15 protein-coding genes are annotated in these 19,668 nt (G+C 71.3%); 9 read left to right on the plus strand and 6 right to left on the minus strand.

The genetic code is table 11. From position 1 onward, the window contains the following. Positions 1-19 precede the first annotated feature (19 nt). Complete coding sequence (locus tag FB559_RS34760) at positions 20-931, minus strand: ABC transporter ATP-binding protein (RefSeq protein WP_141961158.1); 912 nt, start codon at positions 929-931, stop codon at positions 20-22. Between the two features lie 108 nt (positions 932-1,039). Between FB559_RS34760 and argF the strand changes: the two genes are divergently transcribed. After that, positions 1,040-2,050, plus strand: coding sequence for an ornithine carbamoyltransferase (argF, locus tag FB559_RS34765; protein ID WP_281286314.1), 1,011 nt, complete (start codon positions 1,040-1,042; stop codon positions 2,048-2,050). A gap of 7 nt (positions 2,051-2,057) precedes the next feature. Here the strand turns inward: argF and FB559_RS34770 are convergent, their stop codons facing one another. Further along, the gene (locus tag FB559_RS34770) at positions 2,058-6,722 is read right to left on the minus strand and encodes an FHA domain-containing protein (RefSeq protein WP_141961159.1); all 4,665 of its coding nucleotides are present in this window, start codon (positions 6,720-6,722) and stop codon (positions 2,058-2,060) included. Between the two features lie 347 nt (positions 6,723-7,069). Between FB559_RS34770 and FB559_RS34775 the strand changes: the two genes are divergently transcribed. From FB559_RS34775 to FB559_RS34810, 8 genes are read left to right on the plus strand one after another with little or no spacing between them, the layout of a single operon-like run. After that, the gene (locus FB559_RS34775; protein WP_425455097.1) at positions 7,070-7,822 is read left to right on the plus strand and encodes a helix-turn-helix transcriptional regulator; all 753 of its coding nucleotides are present in this window, start codon (positions 7,070-7,072) and stop codon (positions 7,820-7,822) included. Next, on the plus strand, positions 7,819-9,231 hold the full coding sequence (gene sufB, locus FB559_RS34780; RefSeq protein WP_141961160.1) for a Fe-S cluster assembly protein SufB: 1,413 nt from the start codon (positions 7,819-7,821) through the stop codon (positions 9,229-9,231). The genes FB559_RS34775 and sufB overlap by 4 nt, the downstream gene beginning before the upstream one ends. Beyond that, complete coding sequence (sufD, locus tag FB559_RS34785) at positions 9,231-10,373, plus strand: Fe-S cluster assembly protein SufD (RefSeq protein ID WP_141961161.1); 1,143 nt, start codon at positions 9,231-9,233, stop codon at positions 10,371-10,373. Before sufB ends, sufD begins: the two co-directional genes overlap by 1 nt. Continuing rightward, positions 10,370-10,684, plus strand: coding sequence for a non-heme iron oxygenase ferredoxin subunit (locus FB559_RS34790; protein ID WP_141961162.1), 315 nt, complete (start codon positions 10,370-10,372; stop codon positions 10,682-10,684). The genes sufD and FB559_RS34790 overlap by 4 nt, the downstream gene beginning before the upstream one ends. 4 nt (positions 10,685-10,688) lie before the next feature. Next, the gene (sufC, locus tag FB559_RS34795; RefSeq protein ID WP_141961163.1) at positions 10,689-11,441 is read left to right on the plus strand and encodes a Fe-S cluster assembly ATPase SufC; all 753 of its coding nucleotides are present in this window, start codon (positions 10,689-10,691) and stop codon (positions 11,439-11,441) included. Next, positions 11,432-12,718, plus strand: a complete 1,287-nt coding sequence (locus tag FB559_RS34800; RefSeq protein ID WP_141961164.1) for a cysteine desulfurase — start codon at positions 11,432-11,434, stop codon at positions 12,716-12,718. The genes sufC and FB559_RS34800 overlap by 10 nt, the downstream gene beginning before the upstream one ends. 35 nt (positions 12,719-12,753) lie before the next feature. After that, a complete protein-coding gene (gene sufU, locus FB559_RS34805) occupies positions 12,754-13,197 on the plus strand; it encodes a Fe-S cluster assembly sulfur transfer protein SufU (protein WP_141961165.1) in 444 nt (147 codons plus the stop codon). Next, entirely contained in the window at positions 13,194-13,514 is a 321-nt protein-coding gene (locus FB559_RS34810; protein ID WP_141961166.1) for a metal-sulfur cluster assembly factor, read from the plus strand. The genes sufU and FB559_RS34810 overlap by 4 nt, the downstream gene beginning before the upstream one ends. On the opposite strand, the gene FB559_RS34815 is transcribed toward FB559_RS34810, so the two are convergent. The 4 genes from FB559_RS34815 to FB559_RS34830 form a co-directional block, all read right to left on the minus strand. Further along, positions 13,504-15,783, minus strand: coding sequence for an ATP-binding protein (locus FB559_RS34815; protein ID WP_185792544.1), 2,280 nt, complete (start codon positions 15,781-15,783; stop codon positions 13,504-13,506). The two genes, FB559_RS34810 and FB559_RS34815, sit on opposite strands and share 11 nt — an antisense overlap. Before the next feature lie 255 nt (positions 15,784-16,038). Further along, positions 16,039-16,881: a formate dehydrogenase accessory sulfurtransferase FdhD gene (gene fdhD, locus FB559_RS34820; RefSeq protein WP_141961168.1), complete on the minus strand. Its 843-nt coding sequence runs from the start codon at positions 16,879-16,881 to the stop codon at positions 16,039-16,041. Further along, positions 16,874-17,794 (minus strand): 2Fe-2S iron-sulfur cluster-binding protein, encoded by a 921-nt coding sequence (locus FB559_RS34825; RefSeq protein ID WP_141961169.1) that lies wholly within the window; start codon positions 17,792-17,794, stop codon positions 16,874-16,876. Before FB559_RS34825 ends, fdhD begins: the two co-directional genes overlap by 8 nt. After that, positions 17,791-19,668 carry an NAD(P)H-dependent oxidoreductase subunit E gene (locus tag FB559_RS34830; protein ID WP_141961170.1) on the minus strand — a complete coding sequence of 626 codons (1,878 nt, stop codon included), beginning with the start codon at positions 19,666-19,668 and terminating at the stop codon, positions 17,791-17,793. The genes FB559_RS34825 and FB559_RS34830 overlap by 4 nt, the downstream gene beginning before the upstream one ends.

The following is a 19,668-nucleotide window of genomic DNA, read 5'->3' on the forward strand; positions in this document are numbered from 1 at the left end:
GCCGGCGTGAACGCCGTACTCACGATCGCAGCTCCCGACCGGTCAGCTCCAAGAACACGTCCTCCAGGGTGCGGCGTTCGATGCGGAGGTCCTCGGTCATGACGCCGTGCGAGGCACACCAGGTGGTCACGGAGGCCAGCAGCTCGGGGACCAGATCGCCCTCGATCACGTAGTGGCCGGCCGGGGACTCCTTCGCGATGGTCCCGGGGGGCAGCGCGGACAGCAGCTCGTCCAGTCCGAGCCCGGGGCGGGCGCGGAAGCGCAGCTGGCGTTCGGCCCCGGTGAGCTTCGGCGGGCTGCCGTTCGCGATCACCACGCCCCGGTCGAGGATCACGACCTCGTCGGCGAGGCGCTCGGCCTCCTCCATGTGGTGGGTCGTCAGGATCACCGCCACGCCCGAGGCCTTCAGCTCCTCGACCAGTTCCCAGGTGGCGTGCCGGGCCTGCGGGTCAAGGCCCGCCGTGGGCTCGTCGAGGAAGACCAGCTCCGGGCGGCCGATCACGGCGGCGGCCAGGGCCAGCCGCTGCTGCTGCCCGCCGGACATGCGTTTGTACGGGGTGCGGGCGCTCTCGTCGAGCCCGAGCCGCGTCAGGAGAACGGCGGGGTCGATGGGGTGGGCGTAGAAGCTCGCCACCAGCCGGAGGTATTCCCCGGCGCGGGCTCCGGTCGGGACTCCGCCCGACTGCAGCATGACCCCGACCCGAGCGCGGAGCGCCTGGTCACGGGGGTCCAGGCCGAGTACGCGTACGGTCCCGCCGTCCGCACGCCGGTAGCCCTCGCAGATCTCCACGGTGGTCGTCTTGCCCGCACCGTTGGGACCGAGCAGGGCGGTCACCTCGCCACGTCCGGCGGTGAATGAGAGCCCGTCCGCGGCGACGCTCGTGCCGTACCGCTTGACCAGGCCGTTCACATCGACGGCGCGGGGTGTCATGCACTGAGTGTAAGTGTGCGGGGCGGGCCCCGAGCGGTGACCCCCAAAGTCGGATTCGGCCAGATCTGAATATTGATTCAACGATACGCATAGGGATACGGTCGGGGCATGTCCCGGGGAGGTCAGATGCTGCACGGCCGGAGCTACGTCAAAGAACTCGATGTCACGCCGGAGGAGTTCCGGTCGCTGCTCACCCTGTCCGCCGAGCTGAAGGCCGCCAGGCGGGAGGGCACCGAGCGCCGGCGGCTGACCGGCCGCAACATCGCGCTGATCTTCGAAAAGACCTCCACGCGTACGCGGTGCGCGTTCGAGGTCGCCGCGCACGACCAGGGCGCCCACACGACGTACCTCGACCCGGCGGGCTCCCAGATCGGGCACAAGGAGTCGGTACGTGACACCGCGCGGGTCCTGGGCCGGATGTTCGACGGCATCGAGTTCCGCGGCAGGCGGCAGGCCGACATCGAGACGCTCGCCGCGCACGCGGGTGTGCCCGTCTGGAACGGCCTCACCGACGAGTGGCACCCGACCCAGAGCCTGTGCGACGTGTTCACGATGACGGAGCACGCCGGCCGGCCACCGGCGGAGATCTCCTACGCCTACCTCGGCGACGCGCGCAACAACGTGGGCAACTCCCTGCTCGTCGCCGGCGCGCTGCTCGGCATGGACGTCCGCATCGTCGCCCCGCCGGGACTGCTGCCGGCGGCCGAGGTCCAGGCGGCGGCGCGGGAGCTCGCCGGGACCAGCGGCGCACGGATCACCCTGACCGACGACATCACCGAGGGCGTACGCGGCGCCGACTTCGTGCACACGGACGTGTGGGTCTCGATGGGAGAGCCGAAGGAGGTCTGGGCCGAGCGCATCGCGCTCCTGCGTCCTTACCAGGTCGACGAGGCCGTGCTGGAGGCGACGGGGAACCCCGCCGTGAGGTTCATGCACTGCCTGCCGGCCTTCCACGACCGCGAGACGGCCGTCGGGGAGGAGATCTTCACCGAGTTCGGCCTGGACGCCCTCGAGGTCACCGATGACGTCTTCGAGTCCAAGGCGTCCATCGTCTTCGACCAGGCCGAGAACCGCCTGCACACGATCAAGGCCCTCCTGGTGGCCACGCTCGCCGGCTGAGCTCCGATCAGCGGGCGCTCGGGTCGTAGTACGGATTGGGCACCCACTCGGCCTGGTCCTGCGGGCGGTTCCGGTACAGGTCCCGCCCGTCGTACAGCCTGTCGAGACGCATCGGGAGGTCGTGGGGGATCCGCAGTGCCCCGGCGATGTGCCGGCGGTCGACGCCGCCGAGGAACTTGACCTCGTCCTGGCCACCGCCGATGTCATAGCCTCCGGGCGCGTCGAGCACGTACACCCACCGGTCGCCGTCCCTCCGGCCGAACATGATCGCGAACTCCATGGCGGTGTCCACCGACCGGGTCGTGCAGATGAGCTCCGGATCCGACGCGTAGCCCCGGCTCCGGTCCGGCATTCGGAGGCCCTCGGTGAAAACGATGTCGGCGCTCCGGCCGTCCCCGCGGAACAGCGCCTTACGGTCGAGCCTCCACCCGACCTCCAGCGGCCGGATCTGCCCTCGCTCGGCGACCTCTCCCCAGTACCACGGCGCCTCCTCGGAGGCGCGGAAGAACTCGAGGTGCTCGCGGAGTCGGGCCGGAGCCTGGCCCGACGCGGCGGTGAAGTCGATCGGACCGGAGGGTGGCGAGCCGGCCGACAGCGGCCAGCGTTCGATCGGGCCCGCGTCATCGCGGACGAACCGCGCGTCCACGTGCACTTCCGGAAGTGTGCGCAGGGCGGACGTGGGCTGGGCGCGCTCGGACGAAGGGTGCAGGGCGCGGTCGGCTCGGCGCAGCGCGTCGATCAGCCCGGCCCGGTCGCCGGGGTGGTTCCGTGCCCCGCCGGACAGATACCGGTAGTCGGCGAGCAGGTCGGATACCGGCAGGCCGGGACGCACCCGGTTCGCCAGCCAGTTGAGGTGGGCGACGGCGCGCGGCAGCGTCGGCCGATGGGCCCCGGCGGGGTCGGCCGCGCGCATCAGGTCCCGCAGCGCGCCGGCGTCGGCGCGGTCGATGCGGAGGTTCTCCGCCACCCGGCGGGCGATCAGGTGGTCGGGGGCGAGCGCGGCGTCGGCCCGGCGCAGGGCCGTGAGCAGATCCTGCCGGTCGTGGGCTCCGCGAAAGCCCGTCTCCTCGGCGTACCGGTGCAGCTCGATCATGTCCCGCACCTCAAGACCGGGCCGTACGCGCCGCGCCAGGTCATACAGGCTCGCGTCGCCGGGGTCGAGCCGTCCGAACCGGACGGCGTCGAGGGCGCCGGCGCCGAGGTGGCCGCTCCGCGCGGCGCTCTCCAGCCGTTCCTGGGCGAAGGCGTCCGGTTCTCCCCTCATGGCGCTCACGATCCGCGCCGTGTCGTCGTCTCGCTCCGGGATCTGGAACAGCTGCCGGGTCTCCTCGAACGCCAGGCGTTCCTGGTCGCGGCGCCCGGCGGTCAGGTCATGGTCGGCCAGCTTCAGCAGATCGACGAGCTCGTCGTGGGTCCGCGCCGCCGCCGGCCGGTACGCCATCGCACGGGCTTCCCGTTCGAGATCGAACAGGTCGGCCACTGTGGCGTCCGGTCCGAGCACCTCGCGCGCTAGGGCCTCCGAGGCCGGGGAGTGCGCGGGGAACCGCTCCGAACCAGGTGCCGGATCGCCGAACCCTCTGATCCCCCTCAGGTCCTCGGCCATCTGGTGGGCGTTGTCGATGATGAACCTGTCGTGGTTACCGACCAGTCGCACCATCTCCAGGACCGCGTCCCGGTCGGCACGGGCACCGTGGCCCGCCGCGTGCGCGCTCCAGTCGCCGAAGCCCGCCGCGTGGGCGACCTCGACCAGCCGCCGATAGCCCGCGGCGTCCGGCGCGTCGCCACGCGTCAGATGATTCTGGATCAGGCCCAGGCCCGATGCCTCGCGGTCGGTCAGCGGCGCCATACCGCCGGCACGGCCGAGGCGATGACCGGCCCAGGCCATTGGATCGTCGGTCGGCGGGTCGGACGCCGAGCGCAGGATGTCGAGGAGTTCGCCGCGGTCGTGCGCGCGGTGCGGCTCGTACCCCAGCTCCACGGCCCGGTTGTGCAGGTTGAGCAGGTCGACGAACGAGGCTTTCCGCCCGATGACCTCATGGGCGAGGTCCGTCAGGGGACCGTCCGAGCCCGTCGGGCGCGGCTCCCCAGGGCCGATGATCTCGGTGTAGGCGTGGAAGAAGTCCCGTGCGTCGGAGTCCGCCACCATGACCAGGCCGTACTGCTCCGCGACGCGCCGCCCAAGCAGCAGGGCCTCGCCGGGCCCGGGCTCCGGATGGGAGACCGCGAAGTCCAGATGCGTGTACCGGCCGAGGGTGACCACGTCGCCGGAGTCCAGGTAATGCGCAGGGTCACCCGGCCCGAGACGGCGGTGGTTGACCACCGTCCCGTTGCTGGACCCCAGGTCGCGGATCCATGGCCGCCCGTCCGCGTCGACGCCGAACTCCGCGTGGGTCCGCGACACGTACCGGTCGGTCACCGACGGGTCGTAGCGCCGCCCCAGGATGACGCGCTCGCCGGGCGCGACGCGCAGCGTCTCGGACGACCCCCCGATGGTCACCGTGACCTCGGCCGGAGGCCGTGCCGTCGTCCCCAGGGCGTCGAGTTCCTGGCGCTTGCGCACGATCGCCGCGTCCAGTGCCGCGACCTCCGGGTCGGGATGGTGGTGGTGCAGAGCGGCGTCCGCCAGGTCGGAGTCGCCTGCCATGGCGCTCCGGTGCTGCTCCATCGCGGCGATCTGCTCCAGGAGGCCGTCGCGCGTGTGCCGGAGGGGAGGCACCACCGGGGAGTCCAGGGCCGGGGTCTCGCCGGCGGGAGAGTGTCCCGCGGCCGCGTCGTGCCGCGCCCACACCAGGGTGTCGCCGGCCCGCGCGGCCTCGTCCCACGCCGGGGGGACGGGCGTGTCCGGGTGACCTGCCGGGTCGGCCACGTGCGGCTGCGGATCCGCCGGACGTCCGGGCCGGCCGACCGGCTCGCCTTCGCGCCGCACGCCGGATTCGCCCGGATCCGCGAGCCGCGCTCCGGACGGCCGCTCGAGCCGGCCGACCGGAGCGCCTCCGCGCTGCGGCCCCGGCCCGCCTGGATCCGCGAGCCTGGATCCGGACGCCTGCTGCTCCGGATGGGCGGGCTGGACGATCGGATCCGTCTCGTGACCGGCGGCGGATCCGCTGGGACGCGCGACCGGGTCCGGATGGCCGGGCCAGGCGACCGGCTCGGTCCCCGCCGATGCGCCGGCGAGCCGTACGGGCGCCGGACCGGTCCCGTCACCCGCAACCCCGGGCTCGGGATCGCCGGCGGACGCCTCACGGAAAACCCCGTCGGCGGGCGCCGGATCGCCGGTCACGTCACGTACACCGTCCGCGGGCCCGCGCGGATCGCCGGAGCGTACGGCCGGGTCTCCGGTCGCGTGGACGGTGCCGTGGGTACGGTCTCCGGACCGTACGGGGACCACGCCGCCGTCACCCGTGGCCGGCTCTCCGCCGTGAGGCGTGGGCTTGAAGGCGCCCATGACCTCGCCGTTGAGGGCCATGCCACCGGCCATGAACAGGTCCTTGCCCCAGTTGACGTGCCCGTCGCCCGAGGCCGCCTCCAGGCCCACGTTGACGCCGGCGCCCAGTGCCGTGTTGGTGACGAGCCGGCCGCGCACCGTGCCGGCCAGGAACGTCGCGACCGGGTTGCCGCGTCTCCCGGCGAAGCCGAGCACGCGGTGCACCGCGCCCATGGCGCCCCCGGTGGCGAAGGCCAGGCCGGCGGACTCGCCGAAAGAGGCCCAGTCGATGCCGTCCTGCAGCCCGAAGTCCTCGCGCACCCGCTGGCCGACGAGGTTCAGCCCGCCGACGTACATGGCGCCCGCCAAGCCCGCACGCATTTCGGCGCTCAGCAGGACGCGCCGCAGGAAGGTCCCCACCACCCGGCCCACGGCCTCCTGGATGATCCTGCCCGCGGGCGTGAGCCAGGAGACCGCCCACAGCGCGCCGACGAAGATCGCCCCCCACAGGACATGCGCCTGCGCGGCCCTGATCTCCCGGCCCATGTACCGGCAGAACTCCGCCAGGTCCCGGCAGCCCCGCGCGGCGTCCACGAGATGCCCGTCACCATCGCTCGTGAGCTTGGCGAACGACGTCGCGAACGCCTGGATCCCCTCGCCGATGTTGGCCCCGGTGATCGCCTGCCCGTGCCGTGTGGCCACGCCCGTGACGTCGTCGGCGACGCCGCCCAACGCGTCGAAGGCGGCGGCGAGCTCATCCATGCCGTCCGCGTCGCCCCGCGGCCACGCGCACATGACGGCCATCTCCTGCAGCCACGCCAGTAACTGGACCACCAGCGGGGGCGGCGGAACAGTCCGGACCAGCGAGTCCGCCACTCCCACCTGCGGCAGCATGTAGTCGTCGGGCGTGTCGTCCAGCCGCCAGGCGACCGCCTCGTCGTCGCCGAACTCCCCGGCCGCGTACGTCCGGGCCATCCGGACGCCGCCCACGGCATGGCCGCGGAGCGCGAACGCGAGATGCCCCATCGCGTCCAGCAGTCCGTCCCGTGCCTGCCGAAAACCGATCGAGCCGCTGCCGCCGTTGAAGAACGCCTGGCCCAGGTCGTCGTCGCCCCACGCGCAGCCGAGCGCGTTCAGCCGGTCGACGCACGTCGTCAGGCCGGCCGCGAGCCTCCGCCCCACGTCATCGATCCCCTGCGCCGAGGCGGCGATCCGAGACGGGGTGACGTCCATCTGGCGGCCGGCCACCCCGTCCACCCCCCTCTTATCGCGCGTTCCGGCCAGAAATATCTGGCATGACGGGCTGTTATATGCGAAGTAGACGCAGAAAGCATGAATTGCGCTTTGGGAATTCCAGCACACGCCGTGCCCGGACGCGAGCCGGCGACGGGGTCGACTTGAGATCGCCGAGCCGGGTGTCCAGCGACTGGTGGGACGGTCGGGGCGCCGGCGTGGGCGATCTTGGCGTGTCCGGGGGGCTGGTGCGGGCGGCCACGGGGCACGGCGGCCCGGCCCACCAGGTAAGGCTTGCCTTAGTGAGGCAGGTAACCCGATCCGGTTTGTGTATCGGGAAGTAATTAGGCCACACTGATGTTGTGAAATACGTGACCGAGACGACGAGCACCGCGCCGGCCTCCGCCGGTGTGCCCGCGTTCGGTCCGAGCCATGCCGAGCGCACCACACGCGCGCGGGTGGCACGCCTGATCCTTGAACATGGTCCCATCAGCGCCTCGGCGCTCGGACAGCGGCTCGGGCTTACGCCCGCCGCCGTACGCCGCCACCTCGACCACCTCCTCGGCGAGGAGATGATCGAGGTGCGCCGGAGCCGCCCGCACGCCGCACGTGGGCGCGGGCGCCCGGCGAAGCTGTTCGTCATCACCGACGCCGGCCGCAGCGCGTTCGAGCACGCCTACGACGACCTCGCCACCAGCGCTCTGCGGTTCCTCGCCGAGCAGGTGGGCGAGCAGGCCGTGGCGGAGTTCTCCCGTCGCCAGCTCGGCGACCTCGAGGCGCGTTATGGTGCGGCGATGCGAGCGGTTCCCCCGCACCAGCGGGTGCGGGCGCTCGCGGAGGCACTGTCCGCGGACGGCTACGCCGCCGCGGCCGGCACCGCACCGGCCGGTGGACAGCAGCTGTGCCAGCACCACTGCCCCGTCGCGCACGTGGCGGCCGAGTTTCCGCAGCTCTGCGAGGCGGAGACCGCCGCGTTCGGGCGGCTGCTCGGTGTTCCGGTGCAGCGATTGGCCACCATCGCCCACGGCGATGGCGTTTGCACGACTCACGTGACCGCACGTGAGCTCACCCAGAAGAACGACGACAAGCAGGAGTCCGGAGGCACCTCCGTATGACTACGGCAGCCCACCCTGAGCTCGAAGGGCTCGGAAAATATAAGTTCGGCTGGGCCGATTCCGACGCGGCCGGCGCATCCGCACGTCGCGGGTTGTCCGATGAGGTCGTCCGCGACATCTCGGCGAAGAAGAACGAGCCGGAATGGATGCTCGACCTTCGCCTGAAGGGCCTGCGCCTCTTCGGCAAGAAGCCGATGCCGACGTGGGGCGCCGACCTCACCGGGATCCACTTCGACAACATCAAGTACTTCGTCCGGTCGACGGAGAAGCAGGCCACGACCTGGGACGAGCTCCCGGCCGATATCAAGAACACCTATGACAAGCTCGGCATCCCCGAGGCCGAAAAGCAGCGCCTGATCGCCGGCGTGGCGGCCCAGTACGAGTCCGAGGTCGTCTACCACCAGATCCGCGAGGACCTGGAGCAGCAGGGCGTCCTCTTCCTGGACACCGACACCGGCCTGCGCGAGCACCCGGAGATCTTCCAGGAGTACTTCGGATCGGTCATCCCGGTCGGCGACAACAAGTTCGCCTCGCTCAACTCCGCGGTCTGGTCGGGTGGCTCGTTCATCTACGTGCCGCCGGGCGTCAACGTCGAGATCCCGCTGCAGGCCTACTTCCGGATCAACACCGAGAACATGGGCCAGTTCGAGCGGACGCTGATCATCGTCGACGAGGGTGCCTACGTGCACTACGTCGAGGGCTGCACCGCGCCGATCTACAAGTCCGACTCGCTGCACTCCGCGGTCGTCGAGATCATCGTGAAGAAGGACGCCCGCTGCCGCTACACGACCATCCAGAACTGGTCGAACAACGTCTACAACCTGGTGACCAAGCGCGCCGTCTGCTACGAGGGCGCCACGATGGAGTGGGTCGACGGCAACATCGGCTCCAAGGTCACCATGAAGTACCCCGCGATCTACCTCATGGGCGAGCACGCCAAGGGTGAGACGCTGTCCATCGCCTTCGCCGGCGAGGGCCAGCACCAGGACGCCGGCGCCAAGATGGTGCACGCGGCGCCCAACACCTCCTCGACGATCATCTCCAAGTCGGTGGCGCGCGGCGGCGGCCGTACGAGCTACCGCGGGCTGGTCCAGGTGCAGGAGGGCGCGGAGCACTCCAAGTCCACGGTCAAGTGCGACGCGCTGCTGGTCGACCAGATCAGCCGCTCCGACACCTATCCCTACGTCGACGTCCGCGAGGACGACGTCGAGATGGGTCACGAGGCGACCGTCTCCAAGGTCTCGGAGAACCAGCTGTTCTACCTCATGAGCCGCGGGCTCACCGAGGACGAGGCGATGGCGATGATCGTGCGCGGCTTCGTCGAGCCGATCGCCCGTGAGCTGCCGATGGAGTACGCCCTCGAGCTCAACCGCCTCATCGAGCTGCAGATGGAAGGAGCCGTCGGCTGATGGCGGTATCTACCACCACCCCCGGCGGCACTGTGTCCGAGCGCCCGAGCGGCACTCTTCACGAGCGTGCCTCCTACGACCTCGCCGACTTCCCGGTCCCGAACGGGCGCGAGGAGCAGTGGCGGTTCACCCCGCTGCGCCGCCTCCGTGACCTGCACAAGGGCGCGGAGGCCGACGGCAAGGTCGTCGTCGGGGTGGACGCCCCGCCGGAGGTGACCGTCGAGACCGTCGCCCGTACGGACGAGAGGGTCGGCAGGGCCTACACCCCTGTCGACCGGGTGAGCGCGCAGGCGTACAACTCCTTCGCCCAGGCGACCGTGATCACGGTGCCGAAGGAGGTCGTCGCCACCGCGCCGACCGTCGTGTCGCTGCGCGGCGAGGGCGGCGTGGCCTACGGCCACACGACCGTCATCCTCGAGCCGTACGCCCAGGCCACCGTGGTGCTCGACCACACCGGCACCGCGACCTACGCGGACAACGTCGAGTTCGTGGTGGGCGACGGAGCGTCCCTGTCCGTCTTCAGCCTGCAGAACTGGGCGCCGGACGCGGTGCACCTGTCGCACCAGCACGCCCTGCTCAGCCGTGACGCGAAGTACAAGAGCTTCACCGTCAGCCTCGGCGGCAGCGTCGTGCGCATCGCCCCGTCGGTGTCCTATGACGCGCCGGGCGGCGACGCCGAGATGTACGGGCTGTACTTCGTCGACGCCGGCCAGCACATCGAGCACCGGCTGCTCGTCGACCACACCCAGCCGAACTGCCGCAGCCGCGTGGACTACCGTGGCGCGCTGCAGGACGAGGGCGCGCACGCCGTCTGGATCGGCGATGTGATCATCCGGGTCGAGGCCGAGGGCACCGACACGTACGAGCTGAACCGCAACCTCGTGCTGACCGACGGCACCCGCGTCGACTCGGTGCCCAACCTCGAGATCCTCACCGGCGAGGTCGCCGGTGCCGGGCACGCCTCGGCGTCCGGCCGGCTCGACGACCAGCACCTGTTCTACCTCCAGGCACGCGGCATCCCGTACGACCTGGCCCGGCGCATGGTCGTCCGCGGCTTCCTGGGCCAGCTCGTCGACAAGATCGACCTGCCCGAGCTGCAGGAGCAGGTGCGCGCGGCGATCGACAAGGAGCTCGACCGATGAGTTTCGTCAAGGCCTGCGCGCTGGCCGACGTGCCCGAGGAGGGCGCGTTCGCGGTCGAGATCGAGGACACGCCGGTCGCGGTCGCGCGTATCGGCGGGGAGGTCTTCGCGCTGCGCGACGTCTGCTCCCACGCCGAGGTCGCGCTCAGCGAGGGCGAGGTCTACGACCACACGATCGAGTGCTGGCTGCACGGCTCGTGTTTCGACCTGCGTACCGGCAAGCCCACCAACCCGCCGGCCACACAGCCGGTTCCCACGTACCGAGTGAAGATCGAGGGCGACGACGTCTACGTGTCGCTCAAGGAGTCCTGAGAAAATGGCCACGCTTGAGATTCGCGACCTGCATGTCTCCGTAGAGGACAAGGAGATCCTGCGGGGGGTCGACCTGAACGTACGAGCGGGGGAGACCCATGCGCTCATGGGGCCGAACGGCTCCGGGAAGTCCACGCTCGCCTACGCCATCGCGGGTCACCCCAAGTACGACATCACCGGCGGCGAGGTGCTGCTCGACGGTGAGAGCGTGCTGGAGATGACCGTCGACGAGCGCGCACGGGCCGGGCTGTTCCTGGCGATGCAGTACCCCGTCGAGGTGCCCGGCGTGTCGGTGTCGAACTTCCTGCGCACCGCGGTCACCGCCGTACGCGGCGAGGCGCCGAAGCTGCGCGACTTCGCCAAGGAGATGCGCGGCGCGATGGCCGATCTGCAGATCGACCCGGCGTTCGCCCAGCGCAACCTCAACGAGGGCTTCTCCGGCGGCGAGAAGAAGCGCCACGAGATCCTCCAGCTCGAGATGCTCAAGCCGAAGGTCGCGGTCCTCGACGAGACCGACTCCGGCCTCGACATCGACGCGCTCAAGGTTGTTTCCGAGGGCGTCAACCGGTTCCGCGAGGGTGGCGAGACGGGCGTCCTGCTGATCACGCACTACACGCGGATCCTGCGCTACGTGAAGCCCGACTACGTGCACGTCTTCTCCGCGGGACGCGTGGTCGAGGAGGGCGGCTCGGAGCTGGCCGACCTGCTCGAGAGCGAGGGCTACGAGAAGTTCACGAAGGCGGGCGCATCCGGGTGAGCATCGACGTCGGACAGATCCGCAAGGACTTCCCGATCCTGTCGCGCACGGTCCGTGAGGGCCGTCCGCTGGTCTACCTCGACAGCGCTAACACCTCGCAGAAGCCGCTGCAGGTGATCGACGCGATCGAGGAGTTCTACTCCCGGCACAACGCCAACATCCACCGGGCGACGCACCAGCTGGGCGAGGAGGCGACCGAGGCGTACGAAGGTGCGCGGATCAAGGTCGCCGGCTTCATCGGTGCGGCGGACGAGTCGGAGGTGGTCTTCACCAAGAACATCTCCGAGGGCATCAACCTCGTCGCGTACGCGCTGGGCAACGCCGCCACCTCCGGCCCCGAGGCCGAGCGGTTCCGCGTGGGTCCCGGTGACGAGATCGTCATCACGGAGATGGAACACCACTCCAACATCGTGCCGTGGCAGCTGCTGGCCCAGCGCACCGGTGCGACGCTGCGCTGGTTCGGGGTGACCGACGACGGCCGCCTCGACCTGACGAACATCGACGAGCTCCTCAACGAGCGCACGAAGATCGTCGCGCTGGCCCACCAGTCGAACGTCCTCGGCACCGTGAACCCCGTACGCGAGGTCATCGCCAAGGCGCACGCCGTCGGAGCGCTCGTCCTGATCGACGGCGCCCAGGCGGTGCCGCAGATGCCGGTGGACGTCCAGGAGCTGGGCGCCGACTTCTACGGGTTCACCGCGCACAAGCTGTGCGGCCCGACCGGCATCGGTGTCCTGTGGGGACGCCGCGAGCTGCTCGAGACGCTTCCGCCCTTCCTGGGCGGCGGCGAGATGATCGAGACCGTGGCGATGGAACGCTCTACGTTCGCGCCGCCGCCGCACAAGTTCGAGGCCGGCACGATGCCGATCGCCGAGGCGGCGGGGCTGTCGGCAGCGATCGACTACCTGCACGGCATCGGCCTGGAGGAGATCCACGCGTACGAGCACGAGCTGCTCGTCTACGCGCTGGACCAGCTGCGGGAGGTCGAGGGCCTGCGGCTCCTCGGGCCGGCCGAGGCCGCCGACCGCGGCGGAGCGCTGTCGTTCACGCTGGACGGCCTGGACGGGCGGGAGATCCACCCGCACGACGTGAGCCAGGTCCTGGACGCGCACGGCGTGGCCGTACGCGCTGGTCACCACTGCGCGCGGCCGTTGCACCGCAGGTTCGGCATCACCGCGAGCACCCGTGCGTCGCTGTACTTCTACAACACGCACGCGGAGGTCGACGCACTCGCCGAAGGACTGCGGCAGACACAGAAATTCTTCGGTGCGGCCTGACGTTGATCTAAGTCGGTCGCAGGGAAGGAAAGAGGATGCAGCTCGAGTCGATGTACCAGGAGATCATCCTGGATCACTACCGGAACCCGCACCACAAGGGTCTCCGGGATCCTTATGACGCCGAGGTGCATCACGTCAATCCGACCTGCGGTGACGAGGTGACACTGCGCGTCCGCCTGGACGGGGACGACGTCGCGGACGTGTCCTATGACGCGATGGGCTGTTCGATCAGCCAGGCGAGCGCATCGGTGATGGCCGACCTGATCATCGGCAGACCGGTCAAAGAGGCCATGAACACCGGGGATGAGTTCCTCAAGCTGATGCAGTCCCGTGGCCAGGTCGACCCCGACGAGGACATCCTGGAAGACGCCGTGGCGTTCACCGGAGTGTCCAAGTACCCCGCACGCATCAAGTGCGCCCTGCTCGCCTGGATGGCGTGGAAGGACGCGACCGCGAAAGCCATGGAGGCCCAGGCATGAGTGAAACGAAGGTCGCAGAGGACGAGGTCCTTGAGGCCATGCGCGACGTTGTCGACCCCGAGCTCGGCATCAATGTCGTGGACCTGGGGCTGGTGTACGGCGTCAACATCGGTGACGACAAGATCATCACGCTCGACATGACCCTCACGAGCGCCGCCTGCCCGCTGACCGACGTCATCGAGGACCAGACGAACAGCGCTCTGGAGGGACTGGCCGAGAAGGTCACCATCAACTGGGTGTGGCTGCCGCCGTGGGGCCCGGACAAGATCACCGAGGACGGCCGCGAGCAGCTGCGCGCCCTCGGCTTCAACGTCTGACAGCCGCCTGTTCCATCACCCAGATGGCGATCTGGGTACGCGAGGTGAGGCCGAGCTTGGTCAGGATCTTCTCGACGTGGCTCTCCGCCGTCCGCCGCGTGACGGCGAGCCGCGTCGCGACCTGCCGGTTCGTCAGTCCCTCGGCGACGAGGGCGGCGACCTCCGTCTCGCGCGGCGTCAGCCGTACGACCGAGGCCGGTCGCGCCGCCGTGCCGGGAGCGTTCTGGTCCTCCTCCAGGGCGAACGCGATCGCCGCGGCGAAGTCCAGATCCCTCCCGGCGCGGAAGGCCGCCGCGTAGGCGCCGTCGCCGAGCTCCGCGCGCAGCCGCGCCTCCGACCGGTCGTGCAGGTCCGCGTACGGCCGGAAACCCGGCAGTTCCACGCCGATCGCCTGCCGGGCCGACTCCGCCGCGCCGAGCAGTCGCGCCGCCCGCCGGGGACCCCGGCCCTCGGTCGCCGTCGCCCAGCCCAGTGACTCCAGGTTCCACGCCGGTCCCCAGCGGTCGTCCAGGGAGTACTGGTGGCGCAGGCCCTCACGGAAGCACGCGATGGCGTGGCCGGCGTCGCCGGACCACCAGGCCTCGAATCCGACGGCCCACTTTCCCCACGAGACCGCCCATCCGGCTCTCGCCTCCTCGGCCCGCCGCAGGCAGTCCGCCGCGATCGCGCCCGCGCGCTCGTGACCGAGAAGCGTCGCGGCCATCGAGCAGAAGAGGACGGCCAGAAAGAGGTCGTTGCGGTCGCGGTCGGCGTCGAACCGCTCGATGGCCGTCTCCAGCGCCGCCATGGCGTCCTCCAGGTCGCCGCGGAAAAGCGATATCAGGCCCGTGTACTGGGCGACCAGGGCATCGGACGTGGCGTCGCCCCCCAGCCGCCGCGCCTCGGCCCGGCATTCGTCCAGCAGCGGCGGCCCGCCCGCCATGTCGCCCTGGAGCAGGGTGACGGCCGCGTTCACCGCGAGCGCCTCGACCCGGTCCGGGCCGGCCGGCGCTTCGCGGGTCAGCGCCAGCGCCCGGTCGAGCCAGTACCGGGCCTCGGTGTGGGCGCCGAGGAAGACCCAGTACTCATGCATCATCGCGGCGATCCGCATGCCCGCCCTGGCCTCGCCGGGCTCGCGGAGGCAATGGTCCAGGGCCGTCCGGATGTTGGGCAGCTCCCGCCGCACGCCGGTGATCCACGCCTCCTGGTCGGGGCCGAACCAGCCGCGGTCGGCCTGTTCGACCAGCCGCTGGTAGTGGTCGCGGTGCCGCCCGCGCGGCACCGCTTCGCCCTCGCGCGCGGCCAGCCGTTCCCGCCCGTACTCGCGCAGGGTCTCCAGCATCCCGTAACGTCCGTGGGCGTCCCAGGTGACGATGGACTTGTCGGCCAGCCCGGCCAGGAGGTCCAGGACGTGCTCTGGTCGAATCGGGCCGCCGGCGCACACGTGTTCGGCCGCGGAGAGCTCGAACCCGCCGGAGAACACCGACAGCCGCTCCCACATGAGGCGCTCCGCCGGCGAGCAGAGCTCGAAGCTCCACTCGACCGTCGCGCGCAGCGTCCGGTGGCGGGGCAGCGCGGTCCGGTCCCCGTCCGTCAGGAACCGGTAGCGGTCGTCGAGCCGGTCGAGGATCTCGTCGAGTGACAGCGTACGGATCCGCACGGCGGCCAGCTCGATCGCGAGGGGGATGCCCTCCAGCCGGCGGCACAGCCGGGCCACCGCGGGGCCGTTCGCCGCGTCGACGGTGAAGCCGGGTACGGCCGCCCTGGCGCGCTCGGTGAAGAGCCGGACGGCCTCGACGCGGTTCAGCTCGCCCACCGCCCGGTCCTTTCTGCGGGTGGGCACGGTCAGCGGCGGGACCACGAGGACCGTCTCGCCGATGGCGGACAGGGGTTCGCGGCTCGTGGCCAGGACCCGCAGTCCGGGGGCCGCCGGAAGAAGCCGGCTCACCAGCACCGCGCACGCGTCCAGCAGGTGCTCGCAGTTGTCGAGCACCAGCAGCAGCCGCTTGTCCCGCAGGTGCTCGGCCAGGGTCTCCGCCGACGGGCGCGCCGACTGGTCGCGTGACCCCAGTGCGGTGGAGACGGTCCGCGCGAGGAGCTCCTCGTCGTGCAGCGAGGCCAGCTCCACGAACCACGCCCCGTCGGCGAAGGCCCGCTGTACGTCGGCCGCGACGCGGAGTGCGAGCCGTGTCTTGCCGACACCGCCGACGCCCGTGAGCATGAGCAGGCGTGACTCCGCCAGAAGACGCTTGGCCTCAGACACCTCCAGCCTGCGGCCGATGATCTCCATCGCCTCTGTGGGAAGGCCTCCCATGGCCGCGACGCCCCCTGTCTCGACCCGACCTCGAACCCGTTACTCCCTCTCCCGCACGATAGCCCTGAGGACAGGACACGTGGTCAGGGCGGGGTACGGTGCGACATCCGCCTCCTCGGCGATGAGATGGACGTCGGCCGGTGGGACCGGCGGGCGCAGGGGGCTGCCACCCGCCGGTCCACCTGTTCCTCGGAAGACTTCCGGGTGGCCGCCCTCGTCTTCCGAGGAACGCTAGGGGACGGCCGCGGCCGTGAGGCCCAGCCGTTCGGCTCCGGTGTAGACGTTCATCGAGGTGCCGCGGAGAAAGCCGATCAACGTGAGCCCGGTCTCGGCGGCGAGCTCGACCGCGAGCGAGGACGGCGCGGAGACCGCGGCCATCGCGGGGATGCCGGCCATCACCGCCTTCTGCGCGAGCTCGAACGACGCGCGCCCCGAGACGAGCAGCGTGGCGCCGGTGAGCGGAAGAAGGTCGCGCTGCAGGGCCCAGCCGACGATCTTGTCCACGGCGTTGTGGCGCCCGACGTCCTCGCGGACGCACAGGAGCTCGCCGCCGGCGTCGAACAGGCCCGCGGCGTGCAGGCCGCCGGTCCGCTCGAACACCCGCTGGGCCGCGCGCAGCCGGTCCGGCAGCGACGCGATGGTCGCCGGGTCGAGGCGGAGCGGGTCCTCGCGCACACTCCACCGGGCGACCATCCGCACCGCGTCCAGGCTGGCCTTGCCGCACAGGCCGCACGACGAGGTCGTGTAGAAGTTGCGCTCCAGCGTGCGGTCGGGGAGCGTGACGCCGTCCGCCAGCGCCATGTCCACGATGTTGTAGGTGTTGGCCCCTTCGTCGGTGGCCCCGGCGCAGTAGACGATCGCGCGGATCTCCTCCGCCCGCGTCACCACGCCCTCACCGACCAGGAAGCCCGCCGCGAGCTCGAAGTCGTCGCCGGGCGTGCGCATGGTGATGGTGAGCGGCCGTCCGCCGAGCCGGATCTCCAGCGGCTCCTCCGCCACCAGCGTGTCCGTCTTGAGGATCGGCATGCCGTCGGCGAGCCGCGTCATCCGGCGCCGTACCGTGCGCCTACCCACGGGTGCGGTTCTGTACGTGCTGGAAGCCGAACCGGCCCTTGACGCACAGGTTGCCGTGGGTGACCGGGTTGTCGTGCGGCGAGCTGACCTTGACGATCTCGTTGTCCTGCACGTGGAGGGTCAGGTTGCAGCCCACGCCGCAGTAGGTGCAGATCGTGGTCGTCTGGTCCTGCCGCGACTCGTCCCAGGTGCCCTCGGCCCGCATGTCGTACTCGCTTTTGAACGACAGCGCGCCGGTCGGGCACACCTCGATGCAGTTGCCGCAGTAGACACAGGCGGAGTCGGGCAGGGGAGCGGCGTGCTCGGTCGAGATCCGCGCGTCGAAGCCCCGCCCGGCGACGCCGATCGCGAAGGTGTTCTGCCACTGCTCGCCGCACGCGTCGACGCACTTGTAGCAGAGGATGCATTTCTCGTAGTCGCGTACGTACAGGTCGTTGTCCACCTTCGCCGGCTGGGCGACGGTGGCCGCGGAGGCGCCGTCGGGGGACTCGTGGGCGCCGGGATGCCGGGCGTCACGGTCCGTGGACGCGTCGCCCGGCGGGCCGAAGCGCTCCGGGCGCGCGCCGTACTCCTCGGACCACTCCGCCGCCCCCGGTGTCGTGGACAGGTCGGTCGAGGAGCCCAGGAGCTCCAGTACGAGACGGCGGCTGTGCCGTACGCGTTCGGTGTCGGTCATGATCTCCATGCCCGGCTCGACGCGGCGCGAGCAGGCCGGCACGAGAGTGCGGGCGCCCTTGACCTCGACCACGCAGATCCGGCAGGCGTTCTTCGGCGTGAGGGTGTCGCCGTAACACAGCGTCGGGGTACCCGGGCAGGCGTCGAGGATGGTCGAGCCTTCGGGCAACCGCACCGCTTCGCCGTCGACGGTGACGTCGACGAGGCGGCGCGGCGGGGCGAGGGGAACACCGGTCATGAGGCGCTGCCTTCCTGGGGGGAGAGCTCACCCGTCGCGAACACGCCGAGACGGTCGATCGCGGACTCGACGGCGTTCCAGGCGGTCTGCCCGAGGCCGCAGATGGACGCGTCGCGCATCGCCCGGCCGACGTCGCGCAGCAGCGTCACGTCGGCCGGGCCCGAGCCCCGCGTCAGGCGGTGCAGTGCCTCCTCCTGACGCACGGTTCCCACCCGGCAGGGGACGCACTGGCCGCAGGACTCGTCGCGGAAGAACGCCGCGATCCGCAGCAGGACCCCGCCCAGGTCCACGCTGTCGTCGAGGACGAGCACGACGCCCGAGCCGAGACTGGCGCCCGCCGCACGCGTGCCCTCGAACGTGAGCGGAATGTCGAGCTCGTCGGGCCGCACGAACGAGCCCGCGGCGCCGCCGAGCAGGATCGCCCGCAACTCGCGGCCCTCGGGCACGCCGCCGGCCAGGGTGAGCAGCTCGCGCAGCGTGGCGCCGAAGGGCAGCTCGTAGATCCCCGGCCGCCGCACCGTGCCGGACAGGCAGAACAGCTTGGTCCCGGTCGACCCGCCCTCGCCGGTGCCGACCGCGGCGTACGCGGCGGCGCCGCCGGTGAGGATGGGAAGGACGTTGACCAGCGTCTCGACGTTGTTGACGACGGTGGGCTTGCCGAACAACCCCTTCTCGACCGGGAACGGCGGCTTGCTGCGCGGCTCGCCGCGGTACCCCTCGATCGAGTTGAAGATCGCCGTCTCCTCCCCGCAGATGTAGGCGCCGCCGCCGCGCCTGATCTCCAGGTCGAAGTCGAACCCGGATCCGAGGATGTCCTCGCCGAGCAGGTTCCGCTCACGAGCGCGTTCGATGGCGTTGGTCAGCAGGCGCAGCGCGCGGGGGTACTCACCCCGCAGGTAGAGGTAGCCCCGCCGGCAGCCGGTCGCGAAGGCCGCCACGGTCATCGCCTCGACCAGCGAGAACGGGTCGCCCTCCATGAGCACCCGGTCCTTGAACGTGCCGGGCTCGCTCTCGTCCGCGTTGCAGACCAGGTAGTGCGGGTGGTCGGGCTGCCGGGCGGTCGCGTCCCACTTGCGCCCGGTGGGGAACGCCGCACCGCCGCGGCCGACCAGGCCGGCGTCGAGGACCTCCCTGATCACGGCGGCGGGGCCGAGCCGGAACGCCCGGCGCAGCGCGAGGTACCCGCCGGCCGCCCGGTAGTCGTCCAGGCTCGACGGGTCGACCACGCCGACGCGGCGCAGCAGGACCAGGTCGTCCTGGCCCGCCTGGGGGACCGCCGCGCCCGCCGGCGGTTCCTCGCCCGCGTGGTCCGGGGAACCGGCCGCCCGGGTGAGGTCGCCGGAGGTGGCCGGGGCGACGACCGCGGTACGCGGCGGCTCGCCCGCCTCCAGCACGAGCGCCGCCGGCGCGCGTTCGCACAGCCCGAGGCAGGGGCTGTGATGCCAGACGACGTCGCCCGTGTCGCCCGCCTGGCCGTGCGGGCCGAGCGAGTCCTCCAGCGACCGGCACAGGTCGCCGGCGCCCTTGGCCTGGCAGGCCAGGTCGGTGCACACGTGGACGACGCGCCGGGGACGGGGCTCGACCGAGAACAGCGCGTAGAACGTGGCCACCCCGTACGCCTCGGCGGGCGCGATGGTCAGGCGCCGGCAGACGTAGTCCAGGGCGCCCTCGCTGATCCAGCCCACCCGGTCGTTGACCGCGTGCAGCGCGGGGAGCAGCAGGTCCCGCCGCTCCCGCGCCTCGTGCCCGCCACGGGCGGTCCGGATGTCGTCCCGGCCGCCGCCGTCCCAGGCCGATGACGGCGGCCCGAGCAGGGCGTCGACCGCCGCGCGCTCCTCGTCGCCGGGCGCCACGTCACGAAAGCGCAGGTCCAT

Source organism: Actinoallomurus bryophytorum (genome assembly GCF_006716425.1).
Classification (GTDB): domain Bacteria; phylum Actinomycetota; class Actinomycetes; order Streptosporangiales; family Streptosporangiaceae; genus Actinoallomurus; species Actinoallomurus bryophytorum.